This is a genomic window from Nonomuraea sp. NPDC050691, from assembly GCF_040654455.1.
In the GTDB taxonomy this organism is placed as follows: Bacteria; Actinomycetota; Actinomycetes; order Streptosporangiales; family Streptosporangiaceae; genus Nonomuraea.
Map to the genome: position 1 here is coordinate 119,117 of NZ_JBFAIA010000004.1, position 23,237 is coordinate 142,353.

General features: G+C 72.3%; 20 protein-coding genes and 1 pseudogene. 11 read left to right on the plus strand and 10 right to left on the minus strand.

Translation table 11 applies throughout. The annotated features are described in order from the left end of the window. The first annotated feature begins 6 nt into the window (after positions 1 to 6). Genes AB0H81_RS03120 through AB0H81_RS03130 form a run of 3 tightly spaced genes read left to right on the plus strand, consistent with a single transcriptional unit; the run spans position 7 to position 3,306 of the window. Positions 7 to 1,140, plus strand: coding sequence for an epoxide hydrolase family protein (locus AB0H81_RS03120; protein WP_358368420.1), 1,134 nt, complete (start codon positions 7 to 9; stop codon positions 1,138 to 1,140). A gap of 54 nt (positions 1,141 to 1,194) precedes the next feature. Further along, the gene (locus AB0H81_RS03125; protein ID WP_358368423.1) at positions 1,195 to 2,175 is read left to right on the plus strand and encodes a WYL domain-containing protein; all 981 of its coding nucleotides are present in this window, start codon (positions 1,195 to 1,197) and stop codon (positions 2,173 to 2,175) included. 42 nt (positions 2,176 to 2,217) lie between these two features. Then, positions 2,218 to 3,306, plus strand: coding sequence for a winged helix DNA-binding domain-containing protein (locus AB0H81_RS03130; RefSeq protein WP_358368426.1), 1,089 nt, complete (start codon positions 2,218 to 2,220; stop codon positions 3,304 to 3,306). A 47-nt stretch (positions 3,307 to 3,353) separates the two neighbouring features. Here the strand turns inward: AB0H81_RS03130 and AB0H81_RS03135 are convergent, their stop codons facing one another. After that, positions 3,354 to 5,111 carry an ABC transporter ATP-binding protein gene (locus AB0H81_RS03135; protein WP_358368429.1) on the minus strand — a complete coding sequence of 586 codons (1,758 nt, stop codon included), beginning with the start codon at positions 5,109 to 5,111 and terminating at the stop codon, positions 3,354 to 3,356. Positions 5,112 to 5,113: 2 nt separating this feature from the next. Further along, positions 5,114 to 6,802, minus strand: coding sequence for an ABC transporter ATP-binding protein (locus tag AB0H81_RS03140; RefSeq protein WP_358368432.1), 1,689 nt, complete (start codon positions 6,800 to 6,802; stop codon positions 5,114 to 5,116). A gap of 136 nt (positions 6,803 to 6,938) precedes the next feature. On the opposite strand from AB0H81_RS03140, the gene AB0H81_RS03145 reads away from it, so the two are divergent. After that, positions 6,939 to 7,574: a phosphotransferase gene (locus AB0H81_RS03145; protein ID WP_358368435.1), complete on the plus strand. Its 636-nt coding sequence runs from the start codon at positions 6,939 to 6,941 to the stop codon at positions 7,572 to 7,574. Between the two features lie 37 nt (positions 7,575 to 7,611). Here AB0H81_RS03145 and AB0H81_RS03150 read toward each other — a convergent pair whose 3' ends face one another. From AB0H81_RS03150 to AB0H81_RS03160, 3 genes are all read right to left on the minus strand, one after another. Next, on the minus strand, positions 7,612 to 8,352 hold the full coding sequence (locus AB0H81_RS03150) for a succinate dehydrogenase/fumarate reductase iron-sulfur subunit (RefSeq protein WP_358368438.1): 741 nt from the start codon (positions 8,350 to 8,352) through the stop codon (positions 7,612 to 7,614). Positions 8,353 to 8,437: 85 nt separating this feature from the next. Continuing rightward, positions 8,438 to 10,363, minus strand: coding sequence for a fumarate reductase/succinate dehydrogenase flavoprotein subunit (locus AB0H81_RS03155; RefSeq protein WP_358368441.1), 1,926 nt, complete (start codon positions 10,361 to 10,363; stop codon positions 8,438 to 8,440). Continuing rightward, a complete protein-coding gene (locus AB0H81_RS03160) occupies positions 10,360 to 11,124 on the minus strand; it encodes a succinate dehydrogenase cytochrome b subunit (protein ID WP_358368444.1) in 765 nt (254 codons plus the stop codon). Before AB0H81_RS03160 ends, AB0H81_RS03155 begins: the two co-directional genes overlap by 4 nt. Before the next feature lie 134 nt (positions 11,125 to 11,258). On the opposite strand from AB0H81_RS03160, the gene AB0H81_RS03165 reads away from it, so the two are divergent. From AB0H81_RS03165 to AB0H81_RS03195, 7 genes are all read left to right on the plus strand, one after another. Continuing rightward, complete coding sequence (locus tag AB0H81_RS03165) at positions 11,259 to 12,188, plus strand: LysR substrate-binding domain-containing protein (protein WP_358368446.1); 930 nt, start codon at positions 11,259 to 11,261, stop codon at positions 12,186 to 12,188. A 36-nt stretch (positions 12,189 to 12,224) separates the two neighbouring features. Further along, entirely contained in the window at positions 12,225 to 13,361 is a 1,137-nt protein-coding gene (locus AB0H81_RS03170; RefSeq protein ID WP_358368449.1) for a fused response regulator/phosphatase, read from the plus strand. Next, on the plus strand, positions 13,358 to 14,533 hold the full coding sequence (locus AB0H81_RS03175; protein WP_358368450.1) for an ATP-binding protein: 1,176 nt from the start codon (positions 13,358 to 13,360) through the stop codon (positions 14,531 to 14,533). The genes AB0H81_RS03170 and AB0H81_RS03175 overlap by 4 nt, the downstream gene beginning before the upstream one ends. Beyond that, positions 14,530 to 14,982, plus strand: coding sequence for a response regulator (locus AB0H81_RS03180; RefSeq protein WP_358368453.1), 453 nt, complete (start codon positions 14,530 to 14,532; stop codon positions 14,980 to 14,982). The genes AB0H81_RS03175 and AB0H81_RS03180 overlap by 4 nt, the downstream gene beginning before the upstream one ends. 199 nt (positions 14,983 to 15,181) lie before the next feature. Then, positions 15,182 to 15,973: a hypothetical protein gene (locus tag AB0H81_RS03185; RefSeq protein WP_358368455.1), complete on the plus strand. Its 792-nt coding sequence runs from the start codon at positions 15,182 to 15,184 to the stop codon at positions 15,971 to 15,973. A 9-nt stretch (positions 15,974 to 15,982) separates the two neighbouring features. Then, positions 15,983 to 17,869, plus strand: a complete 1,887-nt coding sequence (locus AB0H81_RS03190; protein WP_358368458.1) for a fumarate reductase/succinate dehydrogenase flavoprotein subunit — start codon at positions 15,983 to 15,985, stop codon at positions 17,867 to 17,869. Continuing rightward, positions 17,866 to 18,618 carry a succinate dehydrogenase/fumarate reductase iron-sulfur subunit gene (locus AB0H81_RS03195; protein WP_358368461.1) on the plus strand — a complete coding sequence of 251 codons (753 nt, stop codon included), beginning with the start codon at positions 17,866 to 17,868 and terminating at the stop codon, positions 18,616 to 18,618. The genes AB0H81_RS03190 and AB0H81_RS03195 overlap by 4 nt, the downstream gene beginning before the upstream one ends. A gap of 57 nt (positions 18,619 to 18,675) precedes the next feature. On the opposite strand, the gene AB0H81_RS03200 is transcribed toward AB0H81_RS03195, so the two are convergent. From AB0H81_RS03200 to AB0H81_RS03220, 5 genes and pseudogenes are all read right to left on the minus strand, one after another. Further along, positions 18,676 to 20,007 carry a hypothetical protein gene (locus AB0H81_RS03200; RefSeq protein ID WP_358368464.1) on the minus strand — a complete coding sequence of 444 codons (1,332 nt, stop codon included), beginning with the start codon at positions 20,005 to 20,007 and terminating at the stop codon, positions 18,676 to 18,678. A 134-nt stretch (positions 20,008 to 20,141) separates the two neighbouring features. Continuing rightward, complete coding sequence (locus tag AB0H81_RS03205) at positions 20,142 to 20,534, minus strand: (deoxy)nucleoside triphosphate pyrophosphohydrolase (protein WP_358368467.1); 393 nt, start codon at positions 20,532 to 20,534, stop codon at positions 20,142 to 20,144. Beyond that, positions 20,531 to 21,619, minus strand: coding sequence for an NlpC/P60 family protein (locus tag AB0H81_RS03210; protein WP_358368470.1), 1,089 nt, complete (start codon positions 21,617 to 21,619; stop codon positions 20,531 to 20,533). Before AB0H81_RS03210 ends, AB0H81_RS03205 begins: the two co-directional genes overlap by 4 nt. Then, the gene (locus AB0H81_RS03215; protein WP_358368472.1) at positions 21,616 to 22,248 is read right to left on the minus strand and encodes a hypothetical protein; all 633 of its coding nucleotides are present in this window, start codon (positions 22,246 to 22,248) and stop codon (positions 21,616 to 21,618) included. The genes AB0H81_RS03210 and AB0H81_RS03215 overlap by 4 nt, the downstream gene beginning before the upstream one ends. A 2-nt stretch (positions 22,249 to 22,250) precedes the next feature. Then, positions 22,251 to 23,237: pseudogene (locus AB0H81_RS03220) on the minus strand (hypothetical protein); the annotation flags it as partial.

The window sequence follows — 23,237 nt, forward strand, 5'->3', positions numbered from 1 at the left end:
GCGGCCATGTCTTCACCGACCTCTTCTCAGGCCTCTTCTCACGCGGACGTTCCCGCGCCCGTCCCCTTTCACATCGACGTCCCGCAGTCCGAGCTCGACGAGCTCCGGCGCCGGCTGGACGCCACCCGCTGGCCCGCCGACCTGCCCGGCACCGGCTGGACCCGCGGCACCCCCGTGGACCACGCCAAGGAGCTGGCCGCCTACTGGCGTTCGGAGTTCGACTGGCGCGCCCAGGAGCGGCGGCTCAACGCCCTGCCGCAGTTCACGACCGCCATCGACGGCCAGACCGTGCACTTCGCGCACGTCCGCTCGGACGACCCCGGCGCGATGCCGCTCGTGCTCCTGCACGGCTGGCCGATGTCCTTCGTGGAGTTCCTGGAGGTGGTCGAGCCGCTGCGCAAGGACTTCCACCTGGTGATCCCGTCGATCCCCGGGTTCGCGTTCTCCTCGCCGCTCGCCGAGCCGGGCTGGACCGCCGGCCGCGTCGCCGGGGCGTTCACGCGGCTGATGGAGATCCTCGGCTACGACCGGTACGGCGTGCACGGCGGCGACACCGGCGCGTTCGTCGCCCCGGAGATGGCCCGTCTGGCCCCCGGGCGGGTCATTGGAGTCCACCTCTCCGGCATCCTGTCGTTCCCGGCGGGCGACGAGGAGGAGGACGCCCGGCTGACGGACGTGGAGCGCGAGCGGGCCGCCGCGCTGGACGAGGCGACCGCCGGGTACGTCGCGATCCAGTCGCGCTCGCCGCAGACGCTCGCGTACGGCCTGACCGACTCCCCGGCCGGGCAGCTCGCCTGGATCGCGGAGATGTTCCACCGCTGGGCGGGCGGCCCGGTGGACCGCGACCTGTTCCTCACCAACGTCACCCTCTACTGGCTGACGGGCACGGCCGGCTCGGCGGCGCAGATCTACTACGAGCAGGTCAACGACCCGGCGGGCTGGGCGCCCAAGCCGCGCGGCACCGTCCCCACGGGCGTGCTGCTGGCGGGGGCGAACGAGTACGGCATCCGGCCGTACGCCGAGCGCGACCACGCGATCGTGCACTGGTCGCAGCAGGACACCGGCGGCCACTTCTTCGCCATGGAGGAGCCGGGGGTGTTCGCCGAGGACGTCCGGGCGTTCTTCCACAGTCTGACCTGAGCCTTCGGTTGATCGCGGTCAGCTACCGGCCGCGATCGGTGGCAGAGTCGTCGTGTGCTGGAGACCTCTGCCCGGCTGCTCCGCCTGCTGGGCCTGTTGCAGGGACGCCCCTACTGGCCGGGGGCGGAGCTGGCCGAGCGGCTCGGGGTCAGCCCGCGTACGCTGCGGCGCGACGTCGGCAAGCTGCGCCGGCTCGGCTACCCCGTCGACGCGGTGGGCGGGGTGGGCGGCGGCTACCAGGTGGGCAGCGGCGGCGTCCTGCCGCCGCTGCTGCTCGACGACGAGGAGGCGGTGGCCGTGGCGGTGGCGCTGGGCACGGCCGCGGGCGGCGCGGTCACCGGCATCGCCGAGACGTCCGTGCGTGCCCTGGCCAAGCTGGACCAGGTCCTCCCCTCGCGGCTGCGCCACCAGGTGGGGACCCTCGGCGCCGCGATGGTGGCCATGCCGGCCGCCGGTCCCACGGTGGACCCCGCGACGCTGACCGCCATCGCCGCGGCGGTGCGCGACCGGGAGCGGCTGCGGTTCGGGTACGTCGCGCGCGAGGGCGAGGAGAGCGTGCGCGACGCCGAGCCGTACCGGCTGGTCAGCGGCGGCCGGCGGTGGTACCTGCTCGGCTGGGACACGACTCGGGACGACTGGCGCACGTACCGGGTGGACCGCATGTCCCTGCGGGTGCCGAACGGCCCGCGCTTCGTCCCGCGCCCACTGCCCGACGAGGACGTCGCGCGCTACCTGGCCGCGGCCACGACCACCCGGCCGCACCGCCACCAGGCGGTCCTGACCATGCACGCCCCGGCGGCGGAGGTGGCCGGCGAGGTTCCGGTCACGCTCGGCGTGGTGGAGCCGATCGACGAGCGCACGTGCCTGCTGCGGATCGGCTCCGACAGCCTCGACCACCTGGCGGTGTGGGTGGCCGCGTTCGGGTTCGAGTTCGAGGTGCGGGAGCCGCCGGAGCTGCTGGAGCACCTGCGCACGCTCACGGGGCGCCTCCAGCGCGCGGCCTGGCCGTCGCAGCAGCCGTGCCCAGACGAATGACGCGCGAAGACGGATGACGCGCGAAGACGGATGAGGAGATCGATGGACGTCCTTTCCCGGCGGGCCCTCAACCGGGCCACGCTGGAGCGCCAGCTCCTGCTGGGGCGTACCGGCGCGCCGGCGCTGGAGGTGGTCGAGCGGCTGGCCGGCCTCCAGGCCCAGGACCCCGACCCGCCGTACGTCGGCCTGTGGAGCCGTGTCACGGGCTTCCGGCACGACGACCTGACGACACTGCTGTACGAGCGCCGGGTCGTGCGGGCGACGCTGTACCGGGGCACCCAGCACCTCGTGAGCGCGGCCGACTACCGGTGGCTGCGTCCGCTGCTGGAGCCGATGCTGGAGCGGTGGCGCAGGGGCGCGTTCGGCCGGGCGACGCCGGGCGTGGACCCCGCCGAGCTGGCCGCGACCGCGCGGGGGCTGCTCTCCGGCGGCGTGCTGAACCGGCCTGAGCTGGGCAGGGCGCTTGCCGAGCGCTGGCCGGGGGCGGATCCCGTCGCGCTGGCCCGCTCGGTGCAGGGGCTGCTGCCGGTCGTGCACCCGCCGCCCGACGGCACCTGGGGGCGGCGCGGGCCGACGCCGTTCACGCTGGCGGACGACTGGCTCGGCGCCCCGCAGGCCGCGACCTCGGAGGGGGCGCGCGAGCTGCTGCTGCGCTACCTCGCGGCCTTCGGCCCGGCCACGGTCAAGGACGCGCAGGCATGGAGCGGCCTGACCCGGCTGCGGGCGGTCGCCGACGAGCTGCGGCCCCGGCTGGCGGTGTTCCGGGACGAGGAGGGCGCCGAGCTGCTCGACCTGCCGGAGGCGCCCCGGCCCGACCCGGACACCCCCGCCCCGGTCCGGTTCCTGGCCGCGCTCGACAACGTGGTGCTGGGCCACGCCGACCGGCGGCGGCTGATGACCGCCGAGGGCCGCCGGCACGTCGGGGTGTACGCGGCGCTGCTGGTGGACGGGTTCGTGCGCGGGCTGTGGGAGATCCGGCGGGCGAAGGGGACGGCGACGCTGGAGGTCCGCCTCCTCGCGCCTCTGACAGACGCGGAGGAGGCCGCCGTCGCGGAGGAGGGGGAGCGCCTGCTCCGCTTCGCCGCCGCCGACGCGCCCAGGCACGACCTCCGTCTCCAGCCCATGGAATGAACCGGGCCACAGCCGCGCGTACGGGCCGGGGCGCCCGCCCCGGGCCTTCAGCCGCTCGTACGGGCCGGAACGCCGTGCCAGCTGCTCCACAGCGCCGCGTACGACCCTCCGGCGGCCACCAGCTCCTCGTGGGAACCCAGCTCGGTGATCCGGCCGTCCTCCACCACCGCCACCCGGTCGGCGTCGTGGGCCGTGTAGAGCCGGTGGGCGATCGCGATGACCGTGCGCCCGTCCAGCACCGCGGCGAGCGAGCGCTCCAGGTGGCGGGCGGCGCGCGGGTCGATCAGCGACGTGGCCTCGTCGAGCACCAGCGTGTGCGGGTCGGCCAGCACCAGGCGGGCCAGCGCGAGCTGCTGCGCGTGGGCGGGCGAGATCGCCGTGCCGCCGGAGCCGACGAGCGTGTCGAGGCCGTCCGGCAGGGCGAGCACCCAGTCGAGCGCGTCCACCGCCGTGAGCGCGGCGCGCACGGCCTCGTCGTCGGCCTCGGGCCGGGCGATGAGCAGGTTGTCGCGCAGGGTGCCCTTGAACACGTGGTGCTCCTGGGTGACCAGCGCGACGTGCCCGCGCAGCTCGTCCAGCGGCAGCTCCACCAACGGGACGCCGCCCACCGCCACAGTGCCGGCGCGCGGGCCGTGGATGCCGGCCAGGAGCCTGCCCAGCGTGGACTTGCCCGCGCCCGACGGCCCGACCATGGCCAGCCGCTCGCCCGGCCGCACGGTGAGGGACACGCCGTGCAGCACGTCGCGGCCCTCCCGGTAGGCGTAGCGAACGTCGTCGGCCTCCATCAGCTCCCCGGAGGGCCGGGCGTCGGAGGGGACGCGGTCGTCGCGCACGTCGGCCACGCCGAGCAGCCGGGCCATGGCCGCCCCACCCACCTGCAGCTCGTCGATCCACATGAGGAACCGGTCGAGCGGGTCGATGAGCTGCTGGGCGTACAGGGTGGCGGCGGTGACCTGGGCCAGCGTGACCCGCCCGTCGATGTAGAACAGGCCGCCGACGAGCAGCGTGGACACGACCGGGATGACGTAGCCCAGCTCGACCGCCGGGAACCAGACCGTGCGCAGGCCGAGGGTGTAGCGCTCGGCGGCGAAGGACCGGGCGATGTCGTGGTCGGTCCGCTGCCTGCGCCGCTCCTGGAGGCCGAGCGCCTCGACCGCCCGGGCGCCCTCCACTGTCTCGGCCAGGCCCTCGGTCATGTCGGCGTAGGCGGCGTTCTCGCGCAGGTAGCCGTCGCGGGCCCGCTTGAGGTACCAGCGGGTGGACAGCCACAGCAGCGGCGCCGCCACCAGCATCGGCAGCATGAGCAGCGGCCCGACCAGCACCAGCGCGCCCAGCGTGATCGCGAACGTGACGATCGCGATCAGCGTCTCGGGCACCGCGTGCCGTACGGTCCTGGACAGCGAGTCGACGTCGCGGGACGTGCGGGTGATCAGGTCGCCGGAGCCGGCCCGCTCGACCGTGGACAGCGGCAGGGCCAGCACCCGGTCGACGAACTCCTCGCGCAGCTCGGCCAGGACCTTCTCGCCGAGCCGGGCCGAGGCCAGCACCGCGTACCGGACCAGCACGCCCTGGAGCAGCAGGAACGCGCCGATGCCGGCCGCGACCAGCCCGACGTTCACCGGGGCGCCCAGCTTGACGTCCTGGACGAGCCGGCCGAGCTGCCACGGCACGGCCAGTCCCGCGACGGCGGCCAGCCCGTGCAGGACGAGGGCGGTGGCGAGCCGGCGCGGGTACCTCAGCGTCAGCCGCCGGGCGTAGGCGCGCACCCGCGCCTGGTCGGCGACCGGCAGGATCTCGCGGGCCATCGTCAGTCCTCCCCTCGGGTCACGGTGGCGGCGTAGGCGGGCGAGGACTCCAGGAGCTCCCGGTGGGTGCCCTCGGCGAGCACCCTGCCGTCCTCGACGTAGATCACGTGGTCGGTGCGGTCGAGCACCAGCGGGCTGGTCGTGCAGACCAGCGTCGTACGGCCGGCGCGCGCACGGGCCAGCCGGTCGGCGATGCGGGCCTCGCTGTGGGCGTCCACGGCGCTGGTCGGCTCGACCAGGATGAGCACCTCCGGGTCGGCGATCAGCGCGCGGGCCAGCCGCAGCCGCTGCTGCTGGCCGCCGGAGAACTCCCGGCCGCCCTCGGCGACCTGCGCCTCCAGCCCGTCGGGCAGGGCCTCGACGATGTCCTCGGCGCAGGCGGCGCGCAGCGCCCGGCCCACCTCGTCGTCGGAGGCGCCGCCGCGTACGTCCAGCTCGTCGCGGAGCCGGCCCGTGAACAGGCGGGCGCCGTTGTCGGCGACCAGGATGCGGGAGCGGACCTCCTCGATGGGCAGCTCGGCCAGCTCGGCCTGGCCGAAGGTGACGTCGCCGCCGGTGTAGCGGCCGAGGCGGTCGGCGATGGCGATCGCGTCGTCGGGCGCGGAGGCGGCCACGGCGGTGAGCGTGCCCGGCTGGAGGGTGACGCCGCTGAAGGTGTCGCGCAGCACGCCGCCCCCGCTGGCGCCCGTGCCGCCGGACACCTCGGGCTCCATCGACAGGATGCGTACCACCCGGCGGGCGGCCACGTGGCCCTTGGTCAGCTTGTCGGCGGCCTCGGTGAGCGTGCGCATGGGGCCGATCAGGAAGACCGCGTAGCCGTAGAAGGCGACGAGCTGGCCCGTGGAGATCTGCCCGCCGATCGCGAACGACGCGCCGACGCCCGTGACGGCCGCGATGAGCAGGCCGGGCAGCAGGATCTGCGCGCCTTCGAGCAGCGACTCGACCCTGGACACGGCGACCCCGGCGTGGCGGACGCGCTGCGACTCCTCGCGGTAGCGGTCGGCGAACACCCGCTCGCCGCCGATGCCGCGCAGCACCCGCAGGCCGGCCACGATGTCGGCGGCCCGGGTGGACAGGTCGCCGGTCAGGTCGCGCTGGGCCTTCTGCCGGCGGTGCAGCGGCCGTAACAGCGGTCCGACGGCCACGGCCATGAGCGGGACGCCGACCAGCACCATGAGTCCCAGCGGCAGCGAGGTCGAGATGAGGATCACGGTCACGGTGACGATCGCCACGACCGAGCCGGTGCCGCGCAGCAGGATGTCCATGGAGTTGCCGATGTGCGCGATGTCGGAGTTGCCGACGCTGACGACCTCGCCGGTCGAGAGCCGCTTGGGCAGGGTGGCGCCGAGCCGGGCGGCCTGCCGGGCGGTCACCTGGACCGTCCGGTACGCGGCGGCCAGCCAGTTGTAGACGGCCAGCCGGTGCCGCATGAGCCCGGTGTACGCCTGGACCAGGCCGAGCCCCAGCAGGGCCAGCGACCAGAGCACGAGGGAGCGGGCGTCCTCGGCGGTGACGGCGTCGACGCCCTTCCCGATCACCGCCGGCACGAGGGCCTGCACGAGCCACCAGACGGTCGCGAAGCCGATGCCGCCCAGCAGGGACGGCAACTGGCGGCGCGCGTTCCACCACAGGTAGTGGAGCGGGCCGCGGATGTCGGGCGTGCCGGGATCGGCTTGAGGAAGGGAGCGCATGGCCAGTCAAGGTTGACAAACGTCCCGACAGCCCGGCAAACCATTTTCGACCCCTGGAACGTCCCTCCCTGGGCCGTCGTAGTCAACGGCCGCGGACCGGTGCGCCGGGCGTGGTGGTAGGCGAGAATCGGTCTCTGTGAGGCACGGGTACACCAACAGCACGGTGGGCGACGGCGCGCTGGTCGTGAAGTGTTACGAGGGCCCCGAGGCGGAGGTCCGGCTGCGCACGGAGAGCAGGTTCCTGCGCCGGTTGAGGGGCCGCCTGCCGGTGCCGCGCATCCACAAGATCACGCCGACGAGCGTGACGACCCGCTTCGTGCCGGGGGCGCACGGCCAGGACCTCCTGGACGAGGGCCGCGCCGCCGAGGTGCTGGCCGCCTGCGGGAGCGTCCTGGCCGGCATCCACCGGCTGGGGATCGTCCACGGCGACTACGGCCCGCAGAACATGCTGTTCGACCCGGTGACGTACGAGCCGGTGGCCATCCTCGACTGGGAGTGGGCGCACCCGGGCCCGCCGGTCGAGGACCTGTCGTGGTGCGAGTGGATCGTGCGCACGCACCACCCGGAGCACGTGGCGCTGCTGCCGCGCTTCTTCGACGCCTACCGCCAGGGGGGCGGTCTCGACGTGCCCGCGTGGGACGTGCGGCACGCGGCGATGCTGGCCCGCTGCCGCGACCTGCTGGACTTCACGGCCCGCTGGGAGCCGGGAGGCGGCGGCGAGAAGCTCTGGCGCGACCGCCTCGACTCCACCTCCGCCTGGACGGCCGCCTGACCCGGGGGCACGCGGGCCCCCGGGCGCCGGGAGGTGACTACTTCTTGTTGGCCTGGAGGTAGTCGCTGTTCATGCGGGCGATCGTGTCCAGCGGGATGCCCTTGGGGCACACCGCGGTGCACTCACCGGTGTTGGTGCAGCCGCCGAAGCCCTCCGTGTCCATCTGGTCCACCATGGCCTTGGCGCGGGTGAGGCGCTCCGGCTGGCCCTGGGGCAGCAGGCTCAGGTGGGTGATCTTGGCGGCGGTGAACAGGGAGGCCGAGCCGTTCGGGCAGGCCGCGACGCAGGCGCCGCAGCCGATGCAGGTGGCCGCGTCGAAGGCCGAGTCGGCGTCCTCCTTGCGCACCGGCACGCTGTGCGCGTCCGGGGCGGAGCCGGCCGGCACCGAGACGAAGCCGCCCGCCTGGATGATGCGGTCGAACGCCGACCGGTCCACGACCAGGTCCTTGACCACCGGGAACGGCGCGGCGCGCCACGGCTCGATGGTGATGGTGGCGCCGTCCTCGAAGTGGCGCATGTGGAGCTGGCAGGTCGTGGTGGCCCGCTGCTCGCCGTGCGCGACGCCGTTGATGACCATGCCGCACATGCCGCAGATGCCCTCGCGGCAGTCGTGGTCGAAGGCCACCGGGTCGTCGCCTTCGAGGATCAGCCGCTCGTTGAGGACGTCCAGCATCTCCAGGAACGACATGTCGGGCGAGACGTCCTCGACCTTGTACGTCACCATGCGCCCGGCATCGGCGGGGCCGCTCTGCCGCCAGACCTTCAAAGTCAGGTTCATGCCCGGGGCTCCTTCGCTGCGCTCAGTCGCCCGAACCCGGGCATGAACAAGTTGCTGTGTCTGATGGTTCGCTCGCTCCGCTCGCTCACTTGTAGCTCCGCTGGGTCATCTTGACGTACTCGTACTCGAGCGCTTCCTTGTGCAGCACCGGCACGCCCTCCGGCGAGTACTCCCACGCCGACACGTGCGCGAAGTTCTCGTCGTCGCGCAGCGCCTCACCGTCGGCGTCCTGCGACTCGGCCCGGAAGTGGCCGCCGCACGACTCGGTGCGCACCAGGGCGTCCAGGCACATGAGCTCGGCCAGGTCGAAGAAGTCGGCGACGCGGCCGGCCTTCTCCAGGACCTGGTTCAGCTCCTCGGCGGTGCCGCTGACCTTGACGTTCTCCCAGAACTCCTTGCGCAGCTCGGGGATGCGCTCCAGAGCCTTGCGCAGCGACTCCTCGGTGCGCTCCATGCCGCAGTAGTCCCACATGAGCTTGCCCAGCTCGCGGTGGAAGGAGTCGGGCGTGCGGGTGCCGTTGACCGACAGCAGACGCTCGATCTTGGACCGGACCTTGATCTCGGCCTCGGCCACGGCCTCCTCGTCGACCTCGCCGAACGGCCCGGCCGCCAGGTAGTCGCCGATGGTGGTGGGCAGCACGAAGTAGCCGTCGGCCAGGCCCTGCATCAGCGCGGAGGCGCCGAGACGGTTGGCGCCGTGGTCGGAGAAATTGGCCTCGCCGATCACGAACAGGCCGGGGATCGTGGACTGCAGGTCGTAGTCCACCCACAGGCCGCCCATCGTGTAGTGGACCGCCGGGTAGATGCGCATCGGCACGTCGTAGGGGTTCTCGCCGGTGATGCGCTCGTACATCTCGAACAGGTTGCCGTACTTCTTCTCCACGGCGTCCCGGCCGAGACGGTTGATGGCGTCGCGGAAGTCGAGGTACACACCGAGCCCGCCGGGGCCGACGCCGCGGCCCTCGTCGCAGACGTTCTTGGCGGCGCGCGAGGCGATGTCACGCGGGACGAGGTTGCCGAAGGCCGGGTAGATGCGCTCCAGGTAGTAGTCGCGCTCGTCCTCGGGGATGTCGCCGGGCGCGCGGTCGTCGCCCTTGCGCAGCGGCACCCACACGCGGCCGTCGTTGCGCAGCGACTCCGACATCAGCGTGAGCTTCGACTGGTACTCGCCCGACACCGGGATGCAGGTCGGGTGGATCTGCGTGTAGCAGGGGTTGGCGAAGTACGCGCCGCGCTCGTGGGCCCGCCAGATGGCCGTGGTGTTGCAGCCCTTGGCGTTGGTCGACAGGAAGAACACGTTGCCGTAGCCGCCGCTGGCGAGCACGACCGCGTCGGCGACGTGCCGCTCGATCTCGCCGGTCACCATGTCGCGCACGATGATGCCGCGGGCGCGGCCGTCGGCCACGATCAGGTCGAGCATCTCGTGACGGGTGAACATCTCCACGGTCCCGGCCGCCACCTGCCGCTCCAGCGCCTGGTAGGCGCCGAGCAGGAGCTGCTGGCCCGTCTGGCCGCGGGCGTAGAAGGTGCGCGAGACCTGGGCGCCGCCGAAGGAGCGGGTGTCGAGCAGGCCGCCGTACTCGCGGGCGAACGGCACGCCCTGGGCCACGGCCTGGTCGATGATGTTCACCGAGACCTGGGCCAGGCGGTAGACGTTCGACTCGCGGGCGCGGAAGTCGCCGCCCTTCACGGTGTCGTAGAACAGCCGGTAGATGGAGTCGCCGTCGCCGCGGTAGTTCTTGGCGGCGTTGATGCCGCCCTGGGCGGCGATGGAGTGGGCGCGCCGGGGCGAGTCCTGGTAGCAGAAGGACTTGACGTTGTAGCCCAGCTCGCCGAGCGTGGCGGCGGCCGAGCCGCCGGCCAGGCCGGTGCCGACGACGATGACGTTGAGCTTGCGCTTGTTGGCCGGGTTGACGAGCTTGGCGCCGAACTTGCGCTTCTCCCACCGCTCCTCGATGGGGCCTTCGGGCGCCCTGGTGTCCCGGATCTCCGGGCCCTCTACGTACTTCACTTCACGACTCCGAAGGTGATGGCGAGCGGCGGGGCGAGGAAGCCGACGACGAGGACGGCGGAGACGAGGGAGGCGCTCGCGCGCAGCGCCTTGTAGCGGGCGCGGTTGGCCCAGCCGAGCGTCTGGAAGGCGCTCCAGATGCCGTGCCGCAGGTGCAGGCCCACCATGGCGACGGCCACGATGTAGATCAGCGTCACCCACCAGCGCGACGGGTCGAACCCGGCGATCATCCGGTCGGCCGGGGCGGAGTCGAAGCCCTTGGGGTTGACCACGCCGAAGGTCAGGTCGAGCAGGTGCCAGACGACGAAGAGCGCGATGGTGACGCCGCCGTACCGCATGATGTGCGTGGCGTAGCCGCCGGCCTGCGACTTCTTGGCGACGTACTTGACCGGCCGGGCGTGCCTGGCGCGGCGGGCGAGGGAGATCGCGGCCCACATGTGCAGCAACACGGAGGCGACCAGGCCGATCTCGAGGATCGTCAGCACCGTCCGGTACGGGGCGATGGGCTCCAGCAGGGTGCGCAGCGCGTGGGCGTAATCGTTGAACGACTCGCGCCCGAGGAAGATCTTGAGGTTGCCCAGCATGTGGAGCAGCAGGAAGCCGACCATCACGGCGCCGGTGACGGCCATGACGGCCTTCCTGCCGTTGGAGGAGGCCATGAAGGCGCGCGGCTTCCGGCCCGTGGGCTTCTGTGCCGGTGGGGCGGACTTGGGGGAGCTAACAGGCGCGGTGGCGGCGCCGCGCTCTATCGTGGCAGTCACGTTTTCTGACGCTAGGTATGCAGGGTTGATCCGTCCAAGTCATCACGGGCTTGGTTTCCATAGCCTCCGGCTATGATGTCTGGTTTGTACGGCTAACCTGCGCGAACGGCGCGCGCCGGTGCGAGGAAAATCACATGCAGTTGCAGCAACTCTCCTACTTCGTGGCGGTGGCCGAGACCAGGCACTTCACCCAGGCGGCCGAGCGGATGCGGGTCGCCCAGCCGTCGCTCAGCAAGCAGATCAAGGCGCTGGAGACCGACCTCGGCGCCCCGCTGTTCTCCCGGGCGCGCGGCAACGTCATGCTGACCGCCGCGGGCGAGGCGCTGCTGCCCCTGGCCCGCCGCATGCTGGCCGACGCCGAGACCGCCCGCCAGGAGGTCGCCGAGCTGGCCGGGCTGCGCAAGGGCCGGGTGCGGCTCGGCGCGACCCCGTCGCTCTGCGCCGGGCTGCTGGCCGACGCGCTGGCCCGCTTCCACCGCGACTACCCCGGCGTCGAGCTGCTGGTCGAGGAGGGCGGCTCGCGCGACCTGGTCAGGGCGCTGGCCCGCGGGCAGATCGACCTGTCACTGATCATCATGCCGTTGCAGGGCGACGACCCGGCTCTGGTGACCGAGGAGATCCTGCGGGAGAACCTGGTCGTGGTGACCTCCTCCCACGAGCCGCTGCGCAAGCCGTACCTGCGCATCGAGGACCTGCGGGCCCGGCCGATGGTGATGTTCCGGCGCGGCTACGACCTGCGGGAGGCCACGCTGGCCGCCTGCCGGCAGGCCGGGTTCGAGCCACGGCTGGCCGTGCAGGGCGGGGAGATGGACGCGGTGCTGCGGTTCGTGGAGGCGGGTCTGGGCGTGGCCGTGGTGCCGTCGATGGTCCTCGACGGGCGTCCCGGGCTGGCCGGTACGCCGCTCGCGCCGCCCGGGCTCAGCCGTACGGTGGCGCTCGCGCACCGCAGGGACGTGGAGCCGACCAGAGCCGCGCAGGCGTTCCGGGCGACGCTCCTGGCGTTCGTGGTCGAGGCGGGACACGAGGGGACGCTTCCGCAAGGGGTGGAGCTCATCGCAGAATGAGCTGCGACAGTCCTACTGCTGTGAAGAGGCCCGCGTGTGACGGCATCCCTTTCCGAGACCCTGACGCTGCTCCTCGTCGAGGACGACGACGGTGACGCCTTCCTGGTGGAGGAGCTGCTCAAGGAGGCGGAGGCGCCGCCGAGGATCATCTGGGTGCGCAGCCTCCGCGAGACCAGGCCGCAGCTCACCAGCGCGGTCCAGTGCGTGCTGGTCGACCTGACGCTGCCGGACGCCTCGGGCCTGGAGGCGCTGCGGGAGGTGCTGCGGCTCGCGCCGCACGCGGCCGTGCTCGTGCTGACCGGCCTGCGCGACGCCCACGTGGGGGTCGCCGCGGTGCAGGCCGGCGCGCAGGACTACCTCGTCAAGCAGGACGTCGACGCCCGGCTGCTGGCCCGGGCCATCCGCTACGCCATGGAGCGCAAGCGGGCCGACCTGGCCCAGCTCCGCCTGGTCCAGGCCGAGCTGATCGCCAAGGAGAACGCCCGGCTGGAGCGCGGGCTGCTGCCCGTCGCGCTGCTGCGCGGCGACCGGGTCGAGCAGTCCACCCGCTACCTGCCCGGCAACCAGGGCACGCTGCTCGGCGGCGACTTCCTCGACACCGTGCAGACCCCCGACGGCGCGATCAACATCGTGATCGGCGACGTGTGCGGGCACGGCCCCGACGAGGCCGCCCTGGGCGTCGCGATGCGCATCGCCTGGCGCACGCTGGTCCTCGCGGGCCAGAACGGCGAGCGGCTGCTGCGCACCCTCGACGCGCTGCTGAGGGCCGAGCGCAAGGCCCCGGAGATCTTCACGACGCTGTGCATGGCCACGATCACGCCCGACCTGCGCCAGGCCCGGATGCGGGTCGCCGGCCACCCGCCGCCCGTGCTGGTGCGCGACGGCGTGGTGGACGTGGTCGACGGCGCGCCGTCCGGGCCGCCGCTCGGCATCTTCTCCGACGCCGCGTGGAAGGCCATCGACGTCCCCCTTGGAGAGGATTGGGCGATCATGCTCTACACCGATGGCCTCATCGAGGCCGCCGCCGGCGGGCGCGACGGGCCGCTCGGCGTGGAGGGTCTCGTCGAGCTGGTGCGCGAGCACGGCTCCATCGACCTCGACCGGCTCATCGACCACGTGGGCACGACCGACGACGACCTCGCCATGCTGCTCGTGCGCGGGAGGGGCGCATGAGCGCCGGAGCGGGCATCCGGCCGCTGCCGGCGCCGCCCACGCCCACCGGGCTCGGCCGCCTGCCGATGGGCCGCTGGTTCGCCGTCCTGGGCTCGGTGGTCACGCTCGCGTTCGTGATCGGGGTCGTGTTCACGATCGTGCTCATCGAGCAGGTCCGCGCGGCCCAGCCACGCCCCGAGGTGGAAGTGCACCTGTCCAGGCTGTACGTGGCCCTCGTGGTGCTCCTGCTGATCGCGCTGGTGGCCGGCGTGGTGCTGGCCCTCGTCGTCCGGTACGTCGTGCTCAGGCCCATCGCCCGCCTGGGCGAGCAGGTGCGCCGGGTCGCGGCCGGCGACTTCGACCACCGGCCGAACATCGACCACCCGGCGGAGCTGGCCGAGCTGTCCGGCCACGTCGACGCCATGCGCGAGCGCATCGTGGCCGCCTGGCGCCGCGCCGAGGACCAGGCGGCCGAGCTGCGCCGCAGCAACGGCGAGCTGGAGCAGTTCGCCTACGTCGCCAGCCACGACCTGCAGGAGCCGCTACGCAAGATCGCCAGCTTCACGCAGATGCTGGACCAGCGCTACGGCGACCGGCTCGACGAGCGCGCCAAGCAGTACATCCACTACGCGGTGGACGGTGCCAGACGCATGCAGCTCCTCATCAACGACCTGCTGGACTTCTCCCGCGTGGGCCGGGTGAGCGGCGAGCGGGCGCCCGTCGACACCGGCGCGGCGCTGTCCACGGCCCTCGACAACCTGTCGGCCACCCTGGAGGACGCCGGCGCGAGCGTCACCGCCGGCCCGCTCCCCCGCGTGCTCGGCAACCGGCTCCAGCTCACGCAGCTCTTCCAGAACCTGATCGAGAACGCCGTCAAGTTCCGCTCCGACGATCCGCCCCGCGTCCGGATCGAGGCCGGACGCCGGGACGACATGTGGGAGTTCGCCTGCTCGGACAACGGCATCGGGATCGAGGGCAAGTACGCCGACCGCATCTTCCTGATCTTCCAGCGCCTGCACCCGCGCGACGTCTACCCGGGTACGGGCATCGGGCTGGCGCTCTGCCGCAAGATCGTCGAGTATCACGGCGGGCGGCTCTGGCTCGACGACGACGCCCCGGGGCCGGGCGCCACGTTCCGCTGGACCCTTCCCGCGGCCGAGGAGCCTGCCGCCGAGGCCGGTGACGACACATGAACGAGGAGGGCCGGCCCATCGAGGTGCTGCTGGTGGAGGACGACCCCGGCGACGTCCTGCTGACGCGGGAGGCGTTCGAGTTCAACAAGGTGCGCAACCGCCTGCACGTGGTCAACGACGGCGAGCAGGCGATGGCCTTCCTGCGCCGGGAGGAGCGCTACCGGGACGTGCCGCGGCCCGACCTCGTGCTGCTCGACCTCAACCTGCCGCGGATGGACGGCATGGAGGTGCTGCGCGAGGTCAAGGAGGACCAGGACCTGCGGACCATCCCGATCGTCATCCTGACCACCTCCGAGGCCGAGGAGGACATCCTCCAGGGCTACCGGCTGCACGCCAACGCGTACGTCACCAAGCCGGTGGATTTTGAGCAATTTATCCGAGTTGTCCGGCAAATAGATGATTTTTTCGTCACGGTGGTTAAGTTGCCGCACCAGGGGAACCGCCTCTGACGCGTGGACGTGACAGGAATCACAGCGGGTCATGGAAAAAGTGAGTGACCCTTGTCACAAATGCTCACGCGGGCGTCGTAACGTATCCCCCACCAATGCGCGCCCGAGCGGAGACGACGCCCCGCGCCACGCGCAACCAGCGAACGACCCGGACCCCAGCCAGGCGAGCGAGGGTCCGCGGGAGGTGGAGAGGTCCCCGATGAGCCAGACGACGTCCGACGCGCCCGTCAGAAGGCAGCGCGCGCAGATCAAGGTGCGCACCCTGCGCACAGACCGATGGTGGCTGGCCCCGCTGCTGACCTTCCTCGGACTCAGCGCCTTCCTCGTCTACGGCGTGTGGGCCATCTTCGACACCCCGTACTACGTGCCCGGCGCCGAGTACATCGCGCCGTTCTCCTCGCCGTGCCTGGCGACCTCGTGTCCCGAGGGGGCGCGGCTCTTCGGCCTGGCGCCGTTCGGTGACTGGTACACCCTGCCGCCCGGGCTGCTGATCCTCGGCCTGCCCGGCGGGTTCCGGCTGACCTGCTACTACTACCGCAAGTCCTACTACCGGTCGTTCTGGCTGTCGCCGCCCGCCTGCGCCGTCCAGGAACCCCACGGCAAGTACACCGGCGAGACCCGCCTCCCGCTGATCATGCAGAACGTGCACCGCTACTTCTTCTACGGTGCCATCGTCATCGGCGCCATCCTCGCCTACGACGCGATCCTCGCGCTCGTCCACAAGCCGCTCGGCCTCGGCTCGTGGATCCTGCTGCTCAACGCCGTCCTGATCGCCGCCTACACGCTGTCGTGCCACTCGTGCCGGCACATCACCGCGGGCCGGCTGAACCACTTCTCGCGCCACCCGGTCCGCTACCGCGCCTGGACCTTCGTCTCCAAGCTCAACGCCAAGCACCAGCCCCTCGCGTGGGCCTCGATGTTCTCCGTCATGGGCGCCGACTTCTACGTCCGCCTGGTCGCCAAGGGCATCATCGCCTTCCCGTACGCGTAAGGAATCTCAGTGGAAATCGAGCGTCACGAATACGACGTCGTCGTCATCGGCGCGGGAGGCGCCGGGCTGCGGGCCGCCATCGAGGCCCGTCAGCAGGGCAAGCGCACCGCCATCGTGTGCAAGTCGCTGTTCGGCAAGGCCCACACGGTCATGGCCGAGGGCGGGGCCGCCGCCGCGATGGGCAACGTCAACTCCGACGACAACTGGATGGTGCACTTCCGTGACACCATGCGGGGCGGCAAGTTCCTCAACAACTGGCGCATGGCCGAGCTGCACGCCAAGGAGGCGCCCGACCGCGTCTGGGAGCTCGAGGCGTGGGGCGCGCTGTTCGACCGCACCAAGGACGGCAAGATCAGCCAGCGCAACTTCGGCGGTCACGAGTACCCGCGCCTGGCGCACGTGGGCGACCGCACCGGCCTGGAGCTGATCCGCACCCTCCAGCAGCGCGTCGTCGCCCTCCAGCAGGAGGACCAGGAGCAGCACGGCGACTACGAGGCCTACATCAAGGTCTTCGCCGAGTGCACCGTCACCCGCCTGCTCAAAGACGGCGACCGCATCTCCGGCGCGTTCGGCTACTGGCGCGAGACCGGCAACCTCGTCGTCCTCGACGCCCCGGCCGTGGTCCTGGCCACCGGCGGCATCGGCAAGTCGTACGTGGTGACCTCCAACTCGTGGGAGTACACCGGCGACGGCCACGCCCTGGCGCTGCTCGCGGGGGCCGACCTCATCAACATGGAGTTCATCCAGTTCCACCCGACCGGCATGGTCTGGCCGCCGTCCGTGCGCGGCATCCTCGTCACCGAGTCCGTACGCGGCGACGGCGGCGTGCTGCGCAACTCCAGCGGCGAACGCTTCATGTTCAACTACATCCCCGAGGTGTTCAAGGACAAGTACGCCACCACCGAGGAGGAGGCCGACCGCTGGTACACCGACCAGGCCAACAACCGGCGGCCCCCGGAGCTGCTGCCCCGTGACGAGGTGGCCCGCGCCATCAACGCCGAGGTGAAGGCCGGGCGCGGCTCACCCCAGGGCGGCGTCTTCCTCGACGTCTCCACCCGCCTGCCGGCCGAGGAGATCAGGAGGCGGCTGCCGTCGATGTACCACCAGTTCAAGGAGCTGGCCGACGTCGACATCACCGCCGAGCCCATGCAGGTGGGCCCGACGTGCCACTACATCATGGGCGGCGTCGAGGTCGACGCCGACACGGGCGCCGCCGCCGTACCCGGGCTGTTCGCCGCGGGCGAGGTGTCCGGCGGCATGCACGGCTCCAACCGGCTCGGCGGCAACTCGCTGTCCGACCTGCTGGTCTTCGGACGCCGCGCGGGCGCGGGCGCCGCCGCCTACGTGGACGCGCTGCCCGCCCGGCCCAAGGTCGCCCAGGAGCAGCTCGACGAGGCCCGTGAGGAGGCGCTGGCCCCGCTCCAGCGCACCGGCGAGAACCCGTACGAGGTCCACCACGAGCTCCAGCGCACCATGAACGAGCTCGTCGGCATCATCCGCAAGGCCGAGGAGGTCTCCGAGGCCCTGGAGGTCGTCGAGAAGCTCAAGGAGCGGGTACGCCTGGTCGGCGCCGCCGGGTCGCGCATCTACAACCCCGGCTGGCACCTCGCGCTCGACCTGCGCAACATGGTCCTGGTCTCGGAGTGCGTGGCCCGCGCCGCGCTGCTGCGCGAGGAGAGCCGCGGCGGCCACACCCGCGACGACTTCCCCGGCATGAACCCCGAGTGGCGGCGCAAGCTGCTGGTCTGCTCCACGGCCGACGGCTCCTCGATCACCGTCGAGGAGAAGGTCCAGCCGTCGATGCGCGACGACCTGATCTCGCTGTTCGACCGCGACGAGCTGAAGAAGTACCTCACCGACGAAGAGATGACCGAGTTCGACGGGATTTCGAAATGAGTTACAAGGCGAAGTTCAAGGTCTGGCGCGGTGAGGGCGGCGAAGGCAAGCTCGAGGACTTCACCGTCGAGGTCAACGAGGGCGAGGTCGTCCTCGACATCATCCACCGGCTCCAGGCCACCCAGGCGCCCGACCTGGCGGTCCGCTGGAACTGCAAGGCCGGCAAGTGCGGCTCCTGCTCCATGGAGATCAACGGCAAGCCGCGGCTGGGCTGCATGACCCGCATGTCCACCTTCGAGGAGGACGAGACGATCACGGTCACGCCGATGCGGACCTTCCCCGTCATCAAGGACCTGGTCACCGACGTCTCGTTCAACTACCAGAAGGCGCGCGAGATCCCCTCGTTCACGCCCCCGCAGGGGGTGCGGCCGGGCGAGTACCGCATGCAGCAGATCGACGTCGAGCGGTCCCAGGAGTTCCGCAAGTGCATCGAGTGCTTCATGTGCAACAACGTCTGCCACGTCATCCGTGACCACGAGGAGAACAAGCCGGCCTTCGCCGGGCCGCGCTTCCTCATGCGGATCGCCGAGCTCGACATGCATCCGTACGACGTGGCCGACCGCCAGGAGTCGGCGCAGCAGGAGCACGGGCTCGGCTACTGCAACATCACCAAGTGCTGCACCGAGGTCTGCCCCGAGCACATCAAGATCACCGACAACGCGCTGATCCCGATGAAGGAACGCGTGGTGGACCGCAAGTACGACCCGCTGGTGTGGCTGGGCAACAAGATCTTCCGTCGCCCCAAGTGACCCGCGCGACGAGGCGGCCGGTGGAGCTTCCACCGGCCGCCTCGTCGTTTCGCGCTTTCAGCGGGTGCGGCGGTGCTTTCCGCCGTCGGGCTCCTGGCCCGGGAGGTAATCGATCAGCGTCGCGTCGCCCGTCTCGGCGCCCGCCGCCGGGCTCGCCGGGTGCTCCGGAGGGCCCGGGTACGGGCCCGCGTACGGGCCGGCGCCGCCTGCCGGGATGTCGACCGGGGGCTGCTCCGGCGGGACCGCCGGCTCGAACGGCGCCCGGTACGTCTCCTGGGGCTCCTCGCGCACCGGCTCGTTGCTGTAGTCGTCCGGGTGCAGCACCACGGGCTCGGGGGCCGGGGCCGGACCGGTCTGCCCGGGGGGCGGGAGCACCGGGAGGCCGGACTCCTCGTACGTGGAGGGGTCCTGGTAGACGGCCCCGTACTGGACCGGGCCGCCGGGGTACGCCTGGACCGGCACGAAGCTGAGGATCGGCGCGTACGCCGTGGTCGCCGGGTAGCCGGGGGGCATGCCCGTGGCGGCGTAGCCGGGGCCCGCGGGATAACCGGCGGGAGCCGTCGGGTAGCCGGGACCACCCGGGCCGGTCGGGTAACCGCCGGGACCGGGCGGATAGCCGGGTCCGGCGGCATAGCCACCGGGCGGGTAACCGGGGCCGCTGGGATAGCCGGGGCCGGTGGGGTAGCCGTGGCCGCCGACCTCGGGCCGGGGCGGGCCGGCCCGGCGGACGGCCGCCGCGTGCGCCATGCGGCGCAGCCGCCCCTCGAAGATCAGCACCGCGAACAGCACCAGCAGCACCATGATCAGCGCCGGGACGCTGAGCTTGCGCGTCATCTCGGCCTGGTCGAACTCCGGCGTGGCCGCGCGCACCTCGAGCTGGACCGACTCGCTCGTCGCCGTGTCCTGAGGCGTGGGTGTGGTCGGGGCCGTCGTGGGCGTGTCGGTGCCCGCGACGCTCGGCAGCTCCACGCTCTCCTCCGTGGGCTCCGAGCTCGTCGAGAGGCTCGGAGGCTCCACCGACGTCTCCGACTGCTGCACGGGCGGGAGGTTGTCCTGCGTCGGAGTGCTCGGCGGAGGGGTCGGCGCCGCGCTGGTCGTGGACTTCTTCGGCGTCGGCTTGGCCGACTTGCTGGTGGGCGGCGACTTGGTGATCGTCCGGGTGATCGTGGTCTCCGGCTCCTCCTCAGGCGTGGGGAGGGTGGTGGTGACCGTGATCGTGACCTCGGGCGTGCTCTCGCAGGCCTGGTCGGGATCGCACGGATCGACGACCGGATCGTAGGCGACCACCGACGCGCTGGCGCTCTGGATGACGAACGGCGCGGCGCCGATGCCGGTCAGGCCCAAGGACAGGACCATCGCGGAAACGGCCGTCGCTCGCGTGCGTGCCACCGGTGCCCTCCGCGCGATCCGGAACCATGGTCAAAGGAATCTTAGTCCGGTAAAAGGCGCAGTAAAGACGGAATTACCCCACGATTTCCTGACAAATGCGCGTGCTGCGGGGATCGTTCATATCGGGGGCCAGGTCAGCGGGTACGCAGCACGTCCTCGACCGCCCGCATCACCGGCAGATCCGCCCCCAGCCACGCCACGTCGTAGTACTCGCCGGGGGCCAGCCACCGCAACGCCAGATGCTCCTTGGCCACCGGGGTGCCGTCGGCGAGCGAGCACAGCCACACCCGCATGACGTACCCCTCGGCCAGCGCCCAGTCGCCGCCGACCCGCTCGCCCACGGCGACCTCCACGCCGAGCTCCTCGCGGCACTCGCGCACCAGCGCGTCGGCCTCGCTCTCCCCCGGATCCACCTTGCCGCCCGGGAACTCCCACCCGCCGGCCAGCGCGGGCGGCTCCGCGCGCTGCGCGGCCAGCACCCGGCGTTCCGGATCCACGATCACCGCCGCCACCACGACCACCGTCATAGCGTCCGCAGTTTCTTGAGCTGGTCGACGACGTCCGGATTCTGCAACGGCCGGGTGAACCCCACGATGTTCCCGCGGCCCTCGTACCCCGTCACCTTGATCGGCCCGCACAGCCGGCACCGCGCCTCGATCATCTTCCCCTTCGACACGACCATCCCCACATGACCGGGGTTGTCGGGCGACGTGCCCGGCCCCGCGTTGAAGAACACCAGATCACCAGGCTGTTCATCCCCCTGCGACACCTTCACGCCGAAGGGCCACTGCTGGAACGTGGTGCGCGGGATCCTCAGACCCGCGGCCTGGTAGGCCGCGTAGATGATCCCCGAGCAGTCGAACGCGTCAGGCCCCGTGCCGCCCCACAGGTACGGCTTGCCCCGCTGCGCCAGCGCGAACGCGAGGATCTCGGCCACCACCTCGCTCGGCGCGGCCTCCACCAGCGGGTCGTCGCAGGACTCGTCGGCCTCCGGAGGAGTCTCGACCTCGCCGGTCTTGGCGTAGCGGCGGGCGATCTCCTCGACCTGGTCGACGTACCACCAGGCCCGGTTGTAGACGAACAGCGCCCGCCGCACGTTCTCCGGGGCGCCGTTGCGCTTGAGCATCTTGGCGGCGCCCAGGATCGCGTCGGCCGGGTTGTAGACGTCGGCGATCCCGTCGCCGTCACCGTCGGAGGCGTAGCCGCTGACCGACGACGACACCGGGATCCTCGCCTTGCCGCCCCACGTGCTGATGAGGAACTGCATGGGCCCGGCCGCGCCCGCGGAGTTCGTGCCGCTCTTGACGCCGGGCAGGTCGGAGCGGCCGTGGTCGGTCTCGCGTTTGCCCACGGCGGCGAGGATCGTCCACTGCACGCCGATCTTCTCGCCGTTCTTCTTGTACAGCTCCAGGTAGTCGGGCGGGATGTCGGAGCCGGCCGAGTCGGACGCCTCCTGCGCCTTCGCGTCACCGGCGCAGTCGGGCTGCTCCCCGCCGTTGCCGATGAACGACGGGATCCCGGTCATGAGCATCGGCGAGACGATGACCAGCGCGAGCAGGAGCGCCCCGGCCGCGCCGAGTGCCAGGGCGACGCGCGTACGGGAGAGGTTCACCCCGTCGTGTCCCCGTCCTGGCCCTCCGCGGCGGGCTGGAGGTCGAAGACCCGCCAGTCGGTGCCCATCTCGCTCACCGTGACCGCGTAGTCGTCGATGAGCTGCTTGTTCCCGCTCTTGGCGGTGATCTGCTGGGTGCCGGTGACGACCAGGACCACGGACGTCTTCTCCACCGACCTGATCTCCTTCACCTTGGCCGTGCCCGTGGACACCACCTCGTCGGCGCGGTTGCGCTCGACCGTGCCGGGCGAGGTCAGCGTGCGCGCCAGCACGGCGCCGAGGTCGGCCGTGGAGAACGTCTTGACCCGGTCGGCGTACGCGGCCGGGTCCTCGTCGTAGCGGTACGTGCCGTACGCGGCGGTGAACCGCTCGGCCAGGTCGGCCGCCGCCGCGAGCTGCTCCTTCGTCAGCGGCAGGTACGCGTAGATGTCGAACGGGGCGTTGCTCGCCGTGGCCAGCGGCGTGCTGCGCGGCACGGTCACCACGCTGCGCGGCGTGCGCCCGGCGACCGGCTCCTCCTCGGGGGAGTCGCCGGAGCCGGGCCACATGGTGAGGTAGAGGCCGACGGCGGCGATCACCACCACGATGGCGGCGAACGCCAGCCCCCGCTTGTCACCGGACTGGGCCATCGTCAGTCCCTGTCCTGACCGCCGGGCTTGAGCCAGAACGGCACGGGCGGCTCGTCACCGCCGGAGCCGCTGCCGCGCCGGCTGGGCAGCCAGAGCGGGGGCGGCTCCTCCGCCCGGCCGCGCGACGCGTCCCGCGACGACCCGCCGAAGATCCCGCCGTCCGAGGAGCCGCGGCTCGACGACCGCGAACCGCCCGAGTCGCCCCACCGGGAACCGCCGGAGCTCCTGCTCCCCCCGCCACGTGACCCGGACCCGCCGCCGAACAGACCGCCGCCGGACCTCGACCCGCCGCCCGATCCACCGGACCTGGAGCCGCCGCCGAACAGACCACCGCCCGACCCGCCTGACCTCGACCCACCGGACCTCGACCCGCCCGACCCGGAGCCACCGAAGATGCCGCCGCCGGAGCCGCCCGACCCGCCCGGCCTTCCGCCGCGCGCGGCCCAGCCACCACCGGACCGGCCGCCGAACCAGCCGCCCCCCGAGCCACCCGAGGTCCCGGAGCCACCCGAGGAGCCCGAGGAGCCCGACGCACCGCCGCCCGAGCCGCCGTGACCGCCAGAACCGCCGCCCGCCGCGGCCGACAGCCGGGACGCCGCGCCGGCGCCGCCCGACACCCGCGGACCGCCGCCGGACACGCGCGGCCCCGCGCCACCCGCCGAACCGCCGGAACCGCCGCGGCCCCCCGAACCACCCCGGCCGCCTGAAGCACCCGAAACGCCCGAGGCGCCCGAAGCGCCGCCGGTCACGCCACCCGCCGCCCGGGGCCCGCCGGCCGCCCCGGCGCCGCGCGCCCGGGCCGGCGTGCCGCCGAGGTTGAGCGGCGGGGCCGACCCCGGACGCGGCGCGGGCACCTGCCGGGAGGCCGCCTTGCCGCCCTGCTGATCGGTGGCCAGCGGAGCCGCCGTGGCGGGCACGCGCGTGCCCTGCTGCGTGGCGCCGGCCGCCGCCTCCTCGGCGCGCACCCGGCCCTGCGCGACCGCGCTCGC